General features: G+C 46.9%; 14 protein-coding genes. 1 reads left to right on the top strand and 13 read right to left on the bottom strand.

Annotated elements, in window-relative coordinates; genetic code table 11:
• Window positions 1-103: 103 nt before the first annotated feature.
• Window positions 104-874: a class I SAM-dependent methyltransferase gene (locus tag EKN56_RS04130; protein WP_130590649.1), complete on the top strand. Its 771-nt coding sequence runs from the start codon at window positions 104-106 to the stop codon at window positions 872-874.
• Between the two features lie 87 nt (window positions 875-961).
• On the opposite strand, the gene accA is transcribed toward EKN56_RS04130, so the two are convergent.
• The 13 genes from accA to ispC all read right to left on the bottom strand — a co-directional run bounded on the left by accA (window position 962) and on the right by ispC (window position 17,097).
• Entirely contained in the window at window positions 962-1,921 is a 960-nt protein-coding gene (gene accA, locus EKN56_RS04125; protein ID WP_130590648.1) for an acetyl-CoA carboxylase carboxyl transferase subunit alpha, read from the bottom strand.
• A 12-nt stretch (window positions 1,922-1,933) separates the two neighbouring features.
• The gene (dnaE, locus tag EKN56_RS04120) at window positions 1,934-5,416 is read right to left on the bottom strand and encodes a DNA polymerase III subunit alpha (RefSeq protein WP_130590647.1); all 3,483 of its coding nucleotides are present in this window, start codon (window positions 5,414-5,416) and stop codon (window positions 1,934-1,936) included.
• A 62-nt stretch (window positions 5,417-5,478) separates the two neighbouring features.
• Window positions 5,479-6,075 carry a ribonuclease HII gene (gene rnhB, locus EKN56_RS04115; protein ID WP_130593593.1) on the bottom strand — a complete coding sequence of 199 codons (597 nt, stop codon included), beginning with the start codon at window positions 6,073-6,075 and terminating at the stop codon, window positions 5,479-5,481.
• A 20-nt stretch (window positions 6,076-6,095) separates the two neighbouring features.
• Entirely contained in the window at window positions 6,096-7,277 is a 1,182-nt protein-coding gene (lpxB, locus tag EKN56_RS04110) for a lipid-A-disaccharide synthase (RefSeq protein ID WP_130590646.1), read from the bottom strand.
• Between the two features lie 3 nt (window positions 7,278-7,280).
• The gene (lpxA, locus tag EKN56_RS04105) at window positions 7,281-8,069 is read right to left on the bottom strand and encodes an acyl-ACP--UDP-N-acetylglucosamine O-acyltransferase (RefSeq protein WP_130590645.1); all 789 of its coding nucleotides are present in this window, start codon (window positions 8,067-8,069) and stop codon (window positions 7,281-7,283) included.
• Between the two features lie 4 nt (window positions 8,070-8,073).
• A complete protein-coding gene (fabZ, locus tag EKN56_RS04100) occupies window positions 8,074-8,538 on the bottom strand; it encodes a 3-hydroxyacyl-ACP dehydratase FabZ (protein WP_179038269.1) in 465 nt (154 codons plus the stop codon).
• Between the two features lie 130 nt (window positions 8,539-8,668).
• Window positions 8,669-9,694, bottom strand: coding sequence for a UDP-3-O-(3-hydroxymyristoyl)glucosamine N-acyltransferase (gene lpxD / locus EKN56_RS04095; RefSeq protein ID WP_130590644.1), 1,026 nt, complete (start codon window positions 9,692-9,694; stop codon window positions 8,669-8,671).
• 3 nt (window positions 9,695-9,697) lie between these two features.
• Window positions 9,698-10,183 carry an OmpH family outer membrane protein gene (locus EKN56_RS04090; protein WP_168189603.1) on the bottom strand — a complete coding sequence of 162 codons (486 nt, stop codon included), beginning with the start codon at window positions 10,181-10,183 and terminating at the stop codon, window positions 9,698-9,700.
• A 67-nt stretch (window positions 10,184-10,250) separates the two neighbouring features.
• The gene (gene bamA / locus EKN56_RS04085) at window positions 10,251-12,659 is read right to left on the bottom strand and encodes an outer membrane protein assembly factor BamA (protein ID WP_130590642.1); all 2,409 of its coding nucleotides are present in this window, start codon (window positions 12,657-12,659) and stop codon (window positions 10,251-10,253) included.
• A 31-nt stretch (window positions 12,660-12,690) separates the two neighbouring features.
• The gene (gene rseP, locus EKN56_RS04080) at window positions 12,691-14,049 is read right to left on the bottom strand and encodes a sigma E protease regulator RseP (RefSeq protein WP_130590641.1); all 1,359 of its coding nucleotides are present in this window, start codon (window positions 14,047-14,049) and stop codon (window positions 12,691-12,693) included.
• An 18-nt stretch (window positions 14,050-14,067) separates the two neighbouring features.
• Window positions 14,068-14,925: a phosphatidate cytidylyltransferase gene (gene cdsA, locus EKN56_RS04075; RefSeq protein ID WP_130590640.1), complete on the bottom strand. Its 858-nt coding sequence runs from the start codon at window positions 14,923-14,925 to the stop codon at window positions 14,068-14,070.
• An 18-nt stretch (window positions 14,926-14,943) separates the two neighbouring features.
• Window positions 14,944-15,693, bottom strand: coding sequence for a (2E,6E)-farnesyl-diphosphate-specific ditrans,polycis-undecaprenyl-diphosphate synthase (gene ispU, locus EKN56_RS04070; RefSeq protein WP_130590639.1), 750 nt, complete (start codon window positions 15,691-15,693; stop codon window positions 14,944-14,946).
• A 207-nt stretch (window positions 15,694-15,900) separates the two neighbouring features.
• Window positions 15,901-17,097 carry a 1-deoxy-D-xylulose-5-phosphate reductoisomerase gene (gene ispC / locus EKN56_RS04065; RefSeq protein ID WP_130590638.1) on the bottom strand — a complete coding sequence of 399 codons (1,197 nt, stop codon included), beginning with the start codon at window positions 17,095-17,097 and terminating at the stop codon, window positions 15,901-15,903.
• Window positions 17,098-17,175 lie beyond the last annotated feature (78 nt).

Raw genomic sequence — 17,175 nt, 5'->3', positions numbered from 1 at the left:
CTGCCCTTTTCTTCCACTCATTATTTCTGCTCTGTCCGCTATACATCTACTGGTGGCTCAAACATACTTATCAATCAGGCCATTCATCAGGATATACAACGAAATGTCAGAAAAACAAACTCATCATGATTTGGTAGAGCGGCAGTTTGGTGAACAGGCTAATGCCTACCTGACCAGTACCGTACACGCTCAGGGCGCTGACTTACAGAAGTTAGCCCATATACTGCATTCACAATCACAGGCTAACGTTTTGGATATTGGCTGCGGAGCCGGACACGTTAGCTTTACCGCTGCCCCACTGGTTCACAGCATCATTGCCTATGACCTGAGTACAGACATGCTTGATGCGGTACTTAAGGGGGCGTCTGAGCGTCAAATATCCAATATTCAAACTGCCTGTGGTATCGCTGAATCACTGCCTTTTGAGTCGAATAGCTTTGATATTATTCTCAGCCGCTACTCCGCGCACCATTGGCAAAATGTGAGTATGGCGCTAAATGAAGTTTATCGGGTGTTAAAGCCTGGTGGTAAAGTGGTGTTTATGGACGTTGTCTCTCCGGGTAATCCGGTTTTAGATATCTACTTGCAAACGGTAGAAGCCCTGAGAGATCGCTCCCATGTCCGCGACTATAGCCTTGCTGAATGGAGCCGATTTATAAATGAATCGGGTCTGGCTCTCAGTGAAGTATCCACTGACCGTTTACAGTTAGAGTTCAGCAGTTGGACGCAACGTATGCGTACGCCACAACACTATATTGATGCCATCAGAGCTTTTCAGCAGGAAGCCTCACAGGAAGTAAAAAGCTATTTTGCCATTGGTGCTGATGGCACCTTCTCCACCGATATCGCTATGTTTATCGGTCATAAAAACTAACCTCACGGTTAAGTAACAATATTCAGACAATAAAAAAACCCGCGAATGATAAAGTCCGCGGGTTTTTATTTATTCAAGAATCAACTATCAGCAGTAACCATAGCCCATCAGACGTTGATAACGGCGGTCCTGTAAAGACTCCGTATCCAGCTCATCCAGCTCAGACAGATCTGACAGCAGTTTAGCCTTCAGCGATGCCGCCATCGCTTCCGGATTACGGTGCGCACCACCCAGAGGTTCAGGTACGACAGCATCAATCAAACCCAACTCTTTCAGGCGGGGGGCGATAATACCCATAGCTTCAGCCGCCAGAGGTGCTTTATCTGCGCTCTTCCACAGAATAGAGGCACAGCCTTCCGGTGAAATAACAGAATAGGTGCTGTATTGCAGCATATTCACTTTATCACCAACACCAATAGCCAGTGCACCACCGGAACCACCTTCACCGATAACGGTACAAATGACCGGCACTTTCAGGCGAGACATTTCACGTAAGTTACGGGCAATCGCTTCTGACTGGCCACGCTCTTCTGCACCAACACCCGGATAAGCTCCCGGTGTATCAATAAAGGTGATAATTGGCAGATTAAAACGCTCAGCCATTTCCATCAGGCGTAACGCTTTACGATAGCCCTCCGGTGCCGGCATGCCGAAGTTACGGCGAATTTTTTCTTTGGTTTCGCGGCCTTTTTGGTGACCAATAATCATCACCGGACGGCCATCCAGACGCGCCATGCCACCAACGATAGCTTTGTCGTCAGCATAAGCACGATCGCCAGCTAACTCATCAAAGTCAGTAAAAATATGCTGAATATAATCCAGGGTGTAAGGTCTGCGTGGATGACGGGCAAGCTGTGCAATCTGCCACGCTCCAAGCTCAGAGAAAATTTTATTCGTCAGTTCAAGGCTTTTCTCATGCAGACGCTTAACCTCTTCATCAAGGTTAATATCCAATTTTTCGTCTTGAAGACTGATTGCCTTCAGCGAATCGATTTTCGCTTCTAATTCAGCAATCGGCTGTTCAAAATCCAGAAAATTCAGACTCATAGCATTCCTATTTTAGTCAAATTCCAATTCTACCTGAGCATTACCCACAAGCGTTCTCAGGTCTATCAGCAAACGTTCGGTTGGCGTTACCCGCCATGCTGTACCAAATTTAAGCCGTGCCCGGGCATCTTCCCGCTGGTAATACAGATGTACTGGAATCGTCCCCGATCGATGGGGTTCCAACGATTCACGAAGACGGTTTAAAAGCTGGTCATCAATTTGCCTGTCCATCAACGAGATGGCAAGTCCGCGAGCATATTTTTCTCGCGCTTCACTGATGTCCATTAATTCGCGGACCATCATTTTAAGCCCGCCGCTAAAATCATCAAAGCTGACCTGTCCGGTCGCTATCAGGATTCGATCTTTTTCCAGCAAATGCTGGTACTTTTCAAGTGCCTCAGAGAATAGCATGACTTCAAGGCGACCGGAACGATCATCCAACGTACAAATACCAATTCTGTTACCACGCTTAGTGGTCATCACTCTGGCAGCTACGACTAAACCAACGGCAACAATGGTTTTACCACGTTCTGTCGGGTGCATATCTTTCAGACGAATGCCGCCAGTATAGCGTTCCAATTCTTTCAGATATTGCGTGATTGGGTGCCCGGTAAGATAGAGACCCAGCGTTTCACGCTCACCATCTAATATTACCTGCTCTGGCCATGGTGCCACATTAGCATAGGCTTTCTCAACATGCTCGGGTTCTTCTGCCAACACCCCAAACATATCGGCCTGCCCCAACGCTTCTGCTTTAGCATGCTGGTCCGCTGCCTTCATGGCTTCGGTCAAAGAGTGCATCAATGCCGCACGATGCGGCCCCAACCGGTCGAATGCCCCAGCCATTATCAGCTTTTCCAACACCCGCTTGTTTAAGCGCTTAGTGTCAGAGCGGGCGCACAGGTCAAACAACTCTTTAAAGTAACCGCCCTGATTCCGTGCTTCAATTATAGCTTCTATTGGACCTTCGCCAACGCCTTTAATTGCACCAATACCGTAAACAATTTCACCGTCATCATTCACGTGGAAATGGTACAGGCCGCTGTTGATATCCGGCGGTAGCACTTTTAGCCCCATACGCAGGCATTCATCTACCAGGCCTACTACTTTCTCAGTGTTATCCATATCGGCAGTCATTACCGCCGCCATAAACTCAGCCGGATAGTGTGCTTTCAACCACAGTGTCTGATAAGAAACTAATGCATAAGCCGCAGAGTGAGATTTGTTAAAACCATAACCGGCAAACTTCTCCACCAGGTCAAAGATTTTCATCGACAGTTCGCCGTCGATGCCCATCCTCTCTGCACCCTCTTTAAATACCGAGCGCTGCTTGGCCATCTCTTCCGGCTTTTTCTTACCCATTGCGCGGCGCAACATATCCGCGCCACCCAGAGTATAACCAGCCAGCACCTGTGCAATCTGCATAACCTGTTCCTGATACAGGATAATGCCATAGGTCGGTTCAAGTACCGGTTTCAGAGATTCATGTTGCCACTGAATATCAGGGTAGGAAATCGCTTCGCGCCCATGCTTACGGTCGATAAAGTTATCTACCATGCCGGATTGCAAAGGCCCCGGGCGGAACAGTGCTACCAGAGCGATCATATCTTCGAAGCAGTCGGGCTTCAGACGTTTGATCAGATCTTTCATACCGCGGGATTCAAGTTGGAATACCGCGGTAGTTTCTGATCGTTGCAGCATGTCGAAACTTTTTTGGTCGGCCAGTGGAATAGCACTGATATCGATAGGTTCCTGACCGGCTTTCGCCCGACGAGCATTGATCATGCCCAACGCCCAGTCAATAATGGTCAGTGTACGCAGCCCCAGGAAGTCAAACTTCACCAGACCCGCATATTCCACATCGTTTTTATCAAACTGGGTAACCGGGAATTGCCCTTCCGCATCACAGTATAGCGGGGCGAAATCGGTGATTTTGGTTGGAGAAATAACCACACCACCGGCATGTTTACCGGCGTTACGCGTTACCCCTTCCAGCTGGCGCGCCATATCGATTAGCGCCTTAACCTCTTCATCCGCTTCATACAGTTCTGGCAACTGAGGTTCCGCCGCAAACGCTTTTTCCAGCGTCATGCCCGGGTCCATCGGAATCAGTTTTGATATGCGATCGACAAAACCATAAGGATGCCCCAGTACCCGGCCTACATCGCGAATAACCGCTTTTGCCGCCATGGTACCGAAGGTAATAATTTGTGATACCGCATCGCGACCGTACATTTCAGAAACGTGGTCAATAACCCGGTCGCGCTTCTCCATACAGAAGTCAACGTCGAAGTCAGGCATCGAAACCCGTTCCGGGTTAAGGAAACGTTCAAACAGCAGGTCAAATTCCAATGGATCCAGATCGGTAATACCCAGCGCATAAGCCACCAAAGACCCCGCACCAGAGCCACGACCAGGCCCAACGGGTACGTCGTTATCTTTGGACCACTGGATAAACTCCATCACTATCAGGAAGTAACCGGGAAATCCCATCTGGTTAATAACCTGCAGTTCAATATCCAAACGCTCATCGTATTCAGGACGTCGTTCTGCTCTGAGAGCAGGATCGGGATATAAAAACTCCAGGCGTTTTTCCAGCCCCTCTTTGGAACGGGCAACCAGAAAATCTTCGGTGGTCATCTCACCGGTTGGAAATTGCGGCAGGAAATATTCGCCTAAACGAATGGTCACGTTACAGCGTTTAGCAATCTCAACGCTATTTATCAACGCTTCAGGTAGGTCGGAGAAGAGTTCACACATCTCCTCTTCACTGCGCAGATATTGCTGAGCACTGTATTTTTTCGGGCGCTTAGGGTCATCCAGCGTAAAACCATCATGAATCGCTACCCGGATTTCATGAGCATCGAAATCAGAGACATCGATAAATTTAACATCGTTTGTAGCAACAACCGGAATTCCTTCCCGGGTAGCCAGTTCGACAGCAGCATGAAGATAAACCTCTTCTTCATCTCTTCCGGTTCGAACCAATTCCAGATAGTAGTTGTCCGGGAAGTGGGTACGATAAAACTGTAAGCACTCATCAACTAAATGCTGATTGCCACGCAGCAACGATTGTCCGACATCACCAAAGCGCGCACCGGAAAGCAAGATCAGGCCATATTTATATTCTATCAACCAGTCGCGATCGATAACCGGGCCACCCTGAACATAACCACGTTGATACGCTTTGGATATCAGCATAGTCAGGTTCTGATAGCCTTCATTGTTAGCTGCCAGAACGGTAATTTCCGTTAGCTCATCACCAAAGGTTTCACTTTGAACCCGGAAATCTGCACCGATAATAGGTTTAATACCAGCGCCGTGCGCAGAACCATAAAACTTAACCAGTCCGCACAGGTTAGTAAAATCGGTAATCGCCATCGCTGGCATACCCAGAGCCGCCACCTTTTTCACTAACGGGCCCACTTTGGCTAATCCATCAATCATGGAGAAGTCACTGTGAATACGCAGATGAATAAAACGAGGTTCAGCCATATCAGATACCAGCTATCAGATTACAAACATTGTCAGGATACATCAGAAAAATCATAGCAGACTTATTCCAGCCCTAAAGCACGTCTGACCGGAGCAAAGCTGCGACGATATTCTTCTGTCGCACCATGTTCCGCTAACTTCTCCAAATGCAGGGCGGTAGGATACCCTTTATGTTGAGCAAATCCATACTGTGGAAAACGCAGATCTAACTCCGTCATTTCACGATCGCGTGTCACTTTAGCCAGTATAGATGCAGCACTTATTTCGGCTACCCGGCTATCCCCTTTAACCACCGCCAGTGAAGACATAGGTAATTTAGGGCAACGGTTACCGTCAATCAGTACAAAGTCGGGCTGAATATGCAGGCCGGCTACTGCACGTTGCATAGCCAGCATAGTAGCATGCAAAATATTTAACCGATCGATTTCTTCTGGTTCTGCGCGTCCCAGACTCCAGCTTAACGCTTTATCTTTAATTTCGTCGAACAGAGAAAGTCGCTTCTTTTCGCTCAGCTTTTTAGAATCCGCTAAACCAACAATGGGATTAGCCGGATCGAGAATGACAGCGGCAGTAACAACTGCTCCCACTAACGGCCCGCGTCCAACTTCATCAACGCCGGCAATTCGGTTTGCCGCAGGATAAACAAAGGGATCAACGATGATAGTTTTTGCCATCAGGATTAGTGCTCCTTGCCGTCTGTCTGAGTTGGGAGATAACCCGCCAACTCTAAAACAGCCTGCGCTGCCTGACTGTCCGCATCACAACGAATACTCTGATGCAACTCAGTAAAAGTCTGCTTCAGAGCTCGGGTATGGTCATTGTCATTATTCAGCAAAGGGGTCAGTGATGTAGCCAGCTTCTCAGGCGTACAATCATCTTGCAGCAATTCCGTTACCAATTCCCTACCCGCCAGTAGATTCGGCAGTGATACATAAGGTGTTTTGATCAGCCGTTTGGCCAACCAGAAAGTAAACGGTTTCATACGGTAACCAACCACCATTGGGCACTTGGCTAACATGCACTCCAGCGCAGCAGTGCCGGAAGCCAGTAAAGCTGCATCACTGGCTATCATAGAGCTACGCGCCTGACCATCCAGTAATCTCACCTTCAGCTCGGGAGCGACTTCTGATTTAATTCGTTCAAACTGCTCGCGACGTTTGGCATTAACCAATGGCACCAACACTTCTAATTCCGGGTAGGTCTCTCTCAGCAACATGGCCGTTTTCAGAAAATCAGCGCTGAGCATTTCCACTTCAGCATTACGACTGCCCGGTAATAAAGCCAGGCAATGAACGTTATCCGCAATGCCTAGCTGCTCTCTGGCTGCATGGCGATCGGGAACCAATGGCATCGCATCCGCCATGGTATGACCAATAAAACGGCAGGGAACCTGATAACGATCGTAGAAAGCTTTTTCAAACGGCAAAAATGCCAATACCAGATTGGTTGAACGACCGATTTTAAACACCCTGTTCTGGCGCCATGCCCATACAGAGGGGCTAACGTAGTGAATCGTTTTAATGCCACGCTGCTTTAAACGCCCCTCAAGGGTAATATTAAAATCAGGTGCATCAATGCCTACAAATACATCAGGCTTCAACTCACTAAAACGCTGGGTCAGTTCTTTGCGGATTTTCAATAATCGGGGAAGACGTTCCAGAACCTCAACCACTCCCATTACTGCCAGCTCTTCCATTTCAAACCAGGCTTCACAGCCTTCGGCTTGCATTAATGGGCCAGCAACGCCTACAAAACGTGCATCAGGGTATTGGTCTTTTAAAGCACGAATCAGACCTGCACCAAGAATATCGCCGGAGGTTTCCCCGGCGACTAATCCAATGGTAAGAGGACGCGACTGCATAGTTTAACGAATGATGCCGCGAGTAGAGCGGCTAAAGAAATCAACAAACAGCTGAACGGCAGGCTGTTGTTTTGCCAGCTCTTCAATTTCTGGTTTCACTTCATCCAGCGTTTTACCGCTGCGATAAAGCAACTTATATGCATTACGAATGGCATGCAGCGCATCTTTCTCAAAACCACGACGCTTCAAACCTTCAATATTGACGCCAAACGGCGTGGCATGGTTACCCTGAGCAATAACGTAAGGAGGAACATCCTGAGCAACGCCTGAGCAACCGCCAACCATAACGTGAGCACCAATAACACAGAACTGATGAATAGCCGTCATGCCGCCAATAATAGCGAAGTCATCAATCTCAACGTGTCCTGCCAACGTCGCGTTATTCGCCAGAATACAGCGATTACCGATACGGCAATCATGAGCAACATGCGCATTGATCATTAAAAGGTTATCGCTACCGATCTTAGTTAAACCACCGCCTTGTACGGTACCCCGATGGATAGTCACGCTTTCACGGATACGGTTGCGATCGCCAATCTCTACGCGGGTTGGTTCACCTGCATATTTCAGATCCTGATTCACTTCACCAACGGAAGCGAACTGATAAATCTGGTTATCTGCACCAATTTTTGTGACGCCGTTAACCACAACATGAGATTTGAGTACGGTACCCGGTCCAATTTCGACCTGAGAACCAACCCAGCAAAACGGGCCAATATGAACATTAGCTCCGATGACCGCACCCTCTTCAACGATTGAAGTTGGGTGAATAAAGGCGGTGTTATCAATCACAGTATTAAGACTCCCGACGACGAGCGCACATCATGTCAGCTTCACAAGCGATTTCGCCATCAACTTTAGCGACACCACGGAAGCGAGCTACACCACGGCGCTCTTTAATAAACTCAACCTCAAGGACCAATTGATCCCCAGGTAAGACAGGACGCTTAAAGCGAGCATTATCAACAGCTGCAAAATAGTAAAGCTCACCTGGTTCTAAACGACCAAGGCTCTTAAACGCTAAAATGCCGGTTGCCTGGGCCATTGCTTCCAGAATCAGTACGCCAGGGAAAATCGGCTTACCGGGAAAATGTCCCTGGAAGAAAGGCTCATTTACAGAGACGTTTTTGATCGCTCTTAAAAATTTACCTTTATCAAAATCTAATACCCGGTCCACGAGCAAAAATGGATAACGATGAGGTAGTAAGCTCAGTATCTCTTCAATATCCAGAGTACGATTGTCAGTAGTCAAAATGCTCATCCTGTCTTCAAAACTAAACTGATTGTATCAACAACGCGGCCTGCTTTTAGTCTTGAGGACTATAAAACAGGCCGCGAATAAAATTATAAAAATCAATGGAATAACGACTGTTTTCTTAAACTTATATCAGCTATTTACCATCAACTTTCCGTTCAACGGCTTTCAGGCGTTTGCTCATTTCGTTAATATTTAACACCAGAGCTGCTGTCTTACGCCACTCTTTATTACTCTGAAGTGGAATACCAGAAGAATAAATTCCCGGTTCAGTGATGGGGCGCATCACCATTCCCATTCCGGTAACAACGGCTTTATCACAGATTTCCATATGACCATTAATAACGCTGGCACCACCAATCTGGCAGTATTTGCCAATCGTCAGACTGCCCGCCATAATCACGCCACCGGCAACTGCAGTATTGTCGCCAATTATCACGTTATGCGCAATCTGACATTGGTTATCAATGATCACACCATTGCCAATAATCGTATCATCCAGCGCACCACGATCGATAGTTGTGCAGGCACCGATTTCAACGTTATCACCAATTCTGACCGTTCCTAACTGAGGGATCTTAATCCAGTTTCCACGCTCATTAGCATAGCCAAAACCATCTGCGCCAATAACGGTACCGGATTGAACTAAACCACCTGAACCAATCACCACTTCATGATAAATAGTGACATTAGCCCACAAGCGAGTACCTGCGCCTATACGTGCGTTTTTACCGACAAAACACCCGGCACCAATCACGACGTTATCACCCAGCACGACACCGCTTTCAATAACAGCATTCGCACCAATGGAAACATTCTGCCCCAATGTGGCACTTTCAGCAATCACTGCGGTTGGCGCAATATCCTGGGCAGGAGAAGGTGTGGTATCCAGTAACTGAGCCATACGTGCGTAGCTGAGGTAAGGATTCTTCACAACTAACGCAGTCAAATGTGAACAGAAAGGAAGATTTTCTTCGCTCAGCACCACGGCACTGGCCTCACAGGTCAAAAGCTGTTCCTGATAACGGCTATTAGACAGAAAAGTGATCTGTCCTTTTTTGGCAGATGTCATTGATGCAACACCGGTGATGACGATATCGCCATCACCGTGTATTTCTGCCCCCAAATGTTCTGCTAAATCAGCTAAACGAATGGAGTGCATAACTTATTTTACCTGCGCTAAAACTTTTTCAGTGATGTCGCTATCAGAGTTTACATAGAATGCAGCATCTGCTTTAACAACAACTGAATAACCATCTTTTTCAGCAACAGTTTTCACTGCGTCCTGAACTTTAGCAACTAACTTGTTCATTTCTTCAGCTTCACGACGACGGCTGTCCTGAGTAAAGGCTGCAGCTTTTTGCTGGAATGCCTTAATATCATTTTCCAGCTTAGTACGATCGGCTGCTTTCATTGAACCACCGCTAGTTTGCAGTTTTTTCACTTTATCCTGAGCAGCTTTCTCTTCAGATTGCAGAGCCGTAGCACGAGATTTGAACTCGCTTTCCAGCTTTTTAGCTACTGCTTCACGCTCTGGCATCTTTTGTAAAATGCTCATCACATCAACAACAGCAACTTTATCGGCCGCCTGAACGCCCGCTGAAGCAACCATAGCTAAACCTAAACCTGCAGCACATAACCACTTTTTCAATTTGAACTCCTTACTATAATTGCTATCGAGTTGAACTCGCTGTTTGTTACTACCTAACTCAGAACGATTACCAGGTGGTACCAATGTTGAACTGGAACTGTTCTGACCTATCTCCCTCATACTTCTCCAGTGGGTTAGCATAGGAGAACACTAATGGGCCCAGTGGAGACATCCACTGTAACGCCACACCTGCAGAAGTACGGATATTGCCTGCTTCGCTGTAGTCCGGAATGCCCGCAGCTCTTGTTGCATCGGTATTTTTCCAGTTGGTATCCCAAACTGTACCGGCATCAAAGAACACTGAGGTCCGCAGAGAGTTAGCATATTTATCGTCAACAAACGGCGTTGGGAAAATAAACTCTGCGCTGGCAACGCCCATTGCGTTACCACCAACTGCATCGCTGTCACGTTCTAAATAGCAGTTTGCACTGGTATTTGGTGTTGAACAGCCGCGAATATAAACCGCTTTAGGACCGATGTTATTAGAACGAAAACCACGAACAGTACTTGAACCACCTGCATAGAAGTTGTCGTAGAATGGCATTTCTTTACCACCCAGACCATCGCCGTAACCAGCACGTAAACGTCCCAACAGAACCCATTTATCATTACTATCAATCGGATAGTAAGTAGCACTGTCAAAGGTGACTTTATAGTACTCGTTGTCTGAACCCGGAATAGTCACTTTACCATTCACGCCAGCACGACTACCGGACGTTGGGAAATAACCACGGTTCAGGCTGTTATAGCTCCAACCTGCAGTAAAGAAGAAATCATTCGCTTTGTAATCAGCATCGCTGTTCAGGCTTGGTGTTTCACCAACTGACTCCAGATAACGCCACATACCAATCTGCGGTTGCATATCCGTCAGATCGTTATGTACATAATCCAGACCGAAGCGTAATGAGTTATTCTCATTAATTGGGAAGCCTAGCGTAGTGCCAAGACCATAGCTGCTCTTGCTATAATCAGACAGGTCAGCATCATCCGCGTTAAATTTATCGTAGAAAATCCGTCCGCCTAAGCTTACACCATCTACGGTAAAGTAAGGTTCGGTGACTGACAGCTCAACATAGGTACGGTAATCGTTTTTAGTACCGTTGATACCAACGCTCTTACCCGTTCCCATCCAGTTGTCTTGCTGTAAACCAACCTGGAAGCTCACGCCACTTTCCGTACCGTATCCCACACCGAAGTTGAAGGTACCGGTGTTACGCTCTTTCACTTTGTACACCACATCAACTTGATCTGGCATCCCCGGAACACGCTCGGTTTCTACATCAACCGTTTCAAAATAACCTAAACGGTTTAAACGCTCTTTACCTTGCTCAACCTGATCGTTACCTAACCATGCACCTTCCATCTGACGCATTTCACGGCGCAGTACGGAATCTTTACTGACATCGTTACCTTCAAAGCGGATACGACGCACGTAGAAACGGTTACCCGCATCAACGCTGATATGTAACTTAACGGTTTGAGCGTTGTCATCAATTTCAGGCTGGGTAGCTACCCGTGGATAAGCATAGCCATAACGGCCCAACATTTTCTTAATGCTGTCTTCAACCTGAGTCACTTTACTGCCGTTGTACAATTCGCCTGGATTCACTTTCGCCAGTTCTTCAACTTCTGCACCACGACCAGCCAGATTGCCTTTCACTTCAACACCGGAAAGTTTGTACTGCTTACCTTCGGTCACATTGATAGTGATATAAATGCTCTTCTTATCCGGTGTCAGACTCACGTTGGTGGAATCAATATTGAAACGGGCGTAGCCGCGATCCAAATAGAAACTACGTAACGCTTCAAGGTCACCTGATAATTTTTGTTTCTGATAATTGCGATCGCCAATAAAGTTCCACCAAGGAACCTCATCGCGCAATTGGAAGCGGCTAACCAGCTCTTCTGTAGAGAAAGCGTTGTTACCAACAATATTGATTTGCTGAATAGTGGCTGATGCACCTTCAGTAAAGACTAATTTTAAATCTACGCGGTTACGCGGTAATGGAGTGACAACGGCTTTTACTGAAGCGCTGTATTTACCTACGCTATAGTAAAAATCCTCCAGCCCTTTCTCCATGGAACTCAGAGTGGTTCTGTCCAGCGCTTCACCAACCCGAACACCGGAAGACTCCATGTTCTGTTTAAGCATGTCGTCTTTCACCGATTTATTACCGGAGAAAGTGATGCTTGCAATGGTTGGACGCTCTTTCACCTGAACAATCAAGGTACTGCCATCACGCAGTACTCGCACATCCTCGAAGTTCCCGGAAGCGAATAAGGCTCGGATAGTGTTCCCGATGTCATTATCGTCGATAGTGTCACCAACACGGACAGGCATATTTAACAATGCAGCCCCTGTGGCAACGCGCTGTAATCCTTCGAAACGAATGTCTTTTACGACAAACCCATCGGCACCGTATGCGGTGGCGCTGCCAAACAGCAGCGACGCTAGAAGCAACTTTTTCATCGCCATCGTTATAATCTGTTAACCCTAACCAAATTCTCTAGCCGTAAAAGCGTGAGAAGTCATTGAAAAGTGCAAGTCCCATCAACAGTACCAATAAGATTGCCCCAACACGATAACTGTAGTCCTGAACTCTTTCAGATACCGGTTTACCTGTTATCTTTTCTATAGCTAAAAACACAAGATGCCCCCCGTCTAACACGGGCAGAGGGAATAGATTGATTATGCCTAAGTTAACGCTGATAAGCGCTAAAAACATTAGATAATAAACCAAACCATATCCTGCTGAGATTCCAGCACCCTGGGCTATCGATATCGGACCGCTCAGATTTTTTAACTGCACGTCACCCGTTATCAATTTACCCAGCATTTTGACTGTTAATTTAGTCAATTGCCATGTTTTATCACTTGCCTGATAAATAGCAGTAAACACACTGTACTGACGAGTAATTTTATACTCATCCGGCAGTGGTATCACCTTCGGCGATATCCCGGCGAAGCCTTTAGTGGCTCCATCCTCGGATGTCTTTGCTTCCGGCGTCAGAACTAAAGAGTGGCTCGCGCCATTTCTTTCTATTACTAACTCTATAGGAACATTTGGGCTTTGGCTGACCAGCTTGACAAACTCAGCCCACTGTCCGAAATCTTTACCGTTGATCTTAACCAGTCTGTCACCAGCCTGTAAACCTGCCTTTTCTGAGGCGGAACCAGGTTGAACCACATCCAGTACTGGTTCTATTTGAGGAAGTTTAGGTACAAAACCCAAGCTTCTTATCGGATCCTGCTTCTCTGGATCAAACTTCCAACCGGTAAGATTCACGGTTTTGGTTTGGTCCAGTGTAGTACCAAATGGTGCAACGGTAAGCTCCATTTGGCTTTCGCCGATTTGACCTACTAACGCCAGACGAACTGAATCCCAATCAGGCGTTTCGATACCATTAACGGCTTTTAGTTCCATTCCTGCAGAAATATTTGCTTGTGCAGCAATAGATTGGGGTTCAACTTCGCCAATTACCGGACGTAAACTTGGCACCCCAATAATAAACACCAGCCAGTAGGCAAACACAGCAAACAAAAAGTTGGCTATTGGACCGGCAGCAATGATCGCTGCGCGTTGGCATACGGTCTTATTATTAAATGCCTGACTGCGGTATTGAGGTTCAACCTCTTCTGCCCGCTCGTCCAGCATTTTTACATAACCACCAAGTGGAATCATCGCGACAACGTATTCGGTGCCCCGCTTGTCAGTACGTCGCCATATCGCTTTACCAAAACCGATAGAGAAACGAATAACCTTTACTCCACAGCGGCGTGCGACCCAAAAGTGGCCAAACTCATGTACTGTCACCAAAATACCCAGCGCGACAATAAACGCAGCTACGGTTCCAACAATATTCATAGGCGATTGCTATTCCGTCTAACCTTTAAAAACCAGGAAAATCAAACAGGCAAAAACCGGGATTGCCGCAGTCAGGCTATCAATCCGGTCAAGAACACCACCATGACCTGGAATTAAATTGCCGCTGTCTTTAATACCGGCTTCGCGCTTAAACATACTTTCGGTTAAGTCGCCCAGGACAGAGGCCAAGACCGCCAGCACTGAACTGATTAATAACGTATTTAAAGAGATATGCAATGGTGCATACAGACTAAACAGCCATGCCAGCAGTGCAGATGATATTAACCCACCCACTAATCCTTCCAGCGTTTTACCCGGAGAGACTTTGGGTGCCAGTTTATGTTTGCCGAACAGACGCCCAAATGCATAGGCTCCGGAGTCAGCTCCCCAGACCAGGAACATAACGTACAGTAACCACCAGGCTCCAGTATAGCTATTTTCTTCAAAACCATACTGACGTAATGTCAGCATTCCCCAAAAAAATGGCACTATCGTCAGAACACCAAAAATCAGACGCAGAAAACGGGAATGTTTCCAGAACTGTGCAGAAGCCGGATAAAACAGCACCATCAGCAGTGCCAGAACCCACCAGCCCAACGAAGCCAATAGAAAACCTTCAACTGCCGGATGCAACAGCATGGGCAATGGGGAAATGTAGGTTGGCCAATATAGCGCAAACAGACCAATACCACAGATAACCGCCAGTGTAACGCGTTGCACTGGTGTTCCCATACCAGCTAACTGTCCCCACTCCCATGCAGCCAACATGCAAATCGCAATAGTCATAATGGCGAAAGGCAAAGGCGGCAACATAAACAATGCTGCAATAACAAGAGGAATAAGAATCAACGCGGTAATGATGCGTGACTTTAACACGAGAACCTCCTACAGTTCCTAAATACTCGCGGGTTCAGTCCCACCAAAACGGCGTTCGCGTTGTGCAAATGCATTGAGCGCACCTTCAAATACAAGTTCATCAAAATCAGGCCACAGCACTTCCGTAAAATAGAGCTCTGCGTAAGCTATCTGCCACAGCAAAAAATTACTTATCCGATGTTCTCCACCGGTCCTGATCACTAAATCTACCGGGGCCAAATCACACAAATTGATGTGCTGGCTCACCATCTGTTCGCTGATATCATCAGGTTCGATATCACCGTTTTTTACCTGTTGTGCGATTTGCTGAACCGCCTGAATAATATCCCAGCGCCCACCATAATTGGCGGCAATATTTAATGTCAGCCCAGTATTGGCTTCAGTTATCGCCTCAGAGCGCTGAATACGCCCTTGTAAGCGTTCACTAAAACGTCCGGTATCACCGATAATTTTTAAACGAACATTATGTTTATGTAAGCTCTTTACCTCTTTGTCCAGAGCTCGAATAAAAAGCTCCATTAAGGCAGTCACTTCTTGAGGTGGGCGATTCCAGTTCTCGCTACTGAATGCATAAAGCGTTAGTGCTTCAATACCGTTATTAACGGCGAAACTCACAGCTCTGCGTACAGCTTTTGCACCTTCCTGGTGACCAAAGATTCTCATTTTACCTAACTGCTTAGCCCAACGCCCGTTGCCATCCATAATAATAGCAACATGACGGGGTACAGAGGCTTTAGGGTTATTCACTTGCTGTTTAGCGGGCGACATAACTTGTTAGAATTCCTCAGCTAAAAATAGAACAACCGTAAGAGACTGTTGTTTTTCTTGCGCAAAAAAGCCGTGAACTCTTCACGGCCCGAAAAAACAGCTCGTTAACGCGCTTTTCTACCGCCCAAATCCATGGATCGGATAGCTTAAACCGCATGATGAAACAAACTATACCATTTAGCCCCAATTGGAACAAATCAACCATTGTTAATGATTCCATGATGCAATAATTTGGTCTGCCTGCACTCTGGCCCATGAATCTATAGCTAAAACCTCATCAATACTGTGAGGTTCCGCATGAACCAGTGACGCCATCACTCGGTTATTAATAGCGGCAATATCAGTAAACCCAATTTTACCCTGTAAAAATGCACCAACGCTACACTCATTGGCAGCATTTAACGTTGTTGTTGCTGCCTGACCTGCATGACTGGCCTCAATGGCTAATTTCAGGCAAGGATAGCGGTCAAAATCAGGCTGCTCAAACGTCAGTGCGCCGATACTGCAAAAATCCAGATGATTAACGCCGGATGCCACCCGATTTGGATAAGCCATAGCGTGAGCAATTGGCGTACGCATATCCGGTGTTCCCAATTGCGCAATCACGCTGCCATCATGATAACGCACCATTGAGTGGATAACCGATTGAGGATGAATTAACACTTCCATCTGCTCTGGCGCAGCATTAAACAACCAACGAGCCTCAATGTATTCCAGCCCCTTATTCATCATAGTTGCTGAATCGACAGAAATCTTGCGTCCCATTGACCAATTAGGATGTGCACACGCCTGATCCGGCGTCATGTGCCTCAATTGTTCCACTGCTGTCGTTCTGAAAGGCCCACCTGACCCGGTTAATACAATACGGGTAATGCCCTGCTCTTCTAATGAAGCACAACCAAGATCTTGTTGAACCGCTTCAGGCATGCTCTGAAAAATAGCATTATGCTCACTGTCAATTGGCAAGAGTTGTGCCCCAGACTGGGCAACGGCATCCATAAACAGACGACCGCAAGTAACCAGCGACTCTTTATTGGCCAATAATACCTGTTTGCCTGCTCTTATCGCGGCCAAAGTCGGTAACAGACCGACAGCCCCCACGATGGCGGCCATCACTTGATCAACTTCAGCATCTTCAGCCAATTCGCAAGCGGCCTGAATACCACTGACCACTTCTGTTTTCATCCCTTCAGATTTAAGGATGGTACGTAACTGTTGTGCTGAGCTTTCATCGGCCATCGAAGCAAAGCGGGGGGTAAACTCCCGACACTGCTGCGCCATTTTTTCAACATTGCTACCGGCAACTAATGCAAACACACTGAATAAATGTGGATTTTCCCGGACTACCGACAATGTACTGTGACCAATAGACCCCGTCGATCCAAGAATAGTTATCTTTTTCATTAGGCTAATTCATTATCACTGACAAATACGCTGGTATTTCGGCAGAAACGCGCCTGTCGAAATTGAATGCTGCACATA

It is taken from the genome of Limnobaculum zhutongyuii, from assembly GCF_004295645.1.
Taxonomy (GTDB): domain Bacteria; phylum Pseudomonadota; class Gammaproteobacteria; order Enterobacterales; family Enterobacteriaceae; genus Limnobaculum; species Limnobaculum zhutongyuii.
Note: the sequence above shows the minus strand (reverse complement) of the source record. Positions and strands in the feature narration are given on the sequence as shown.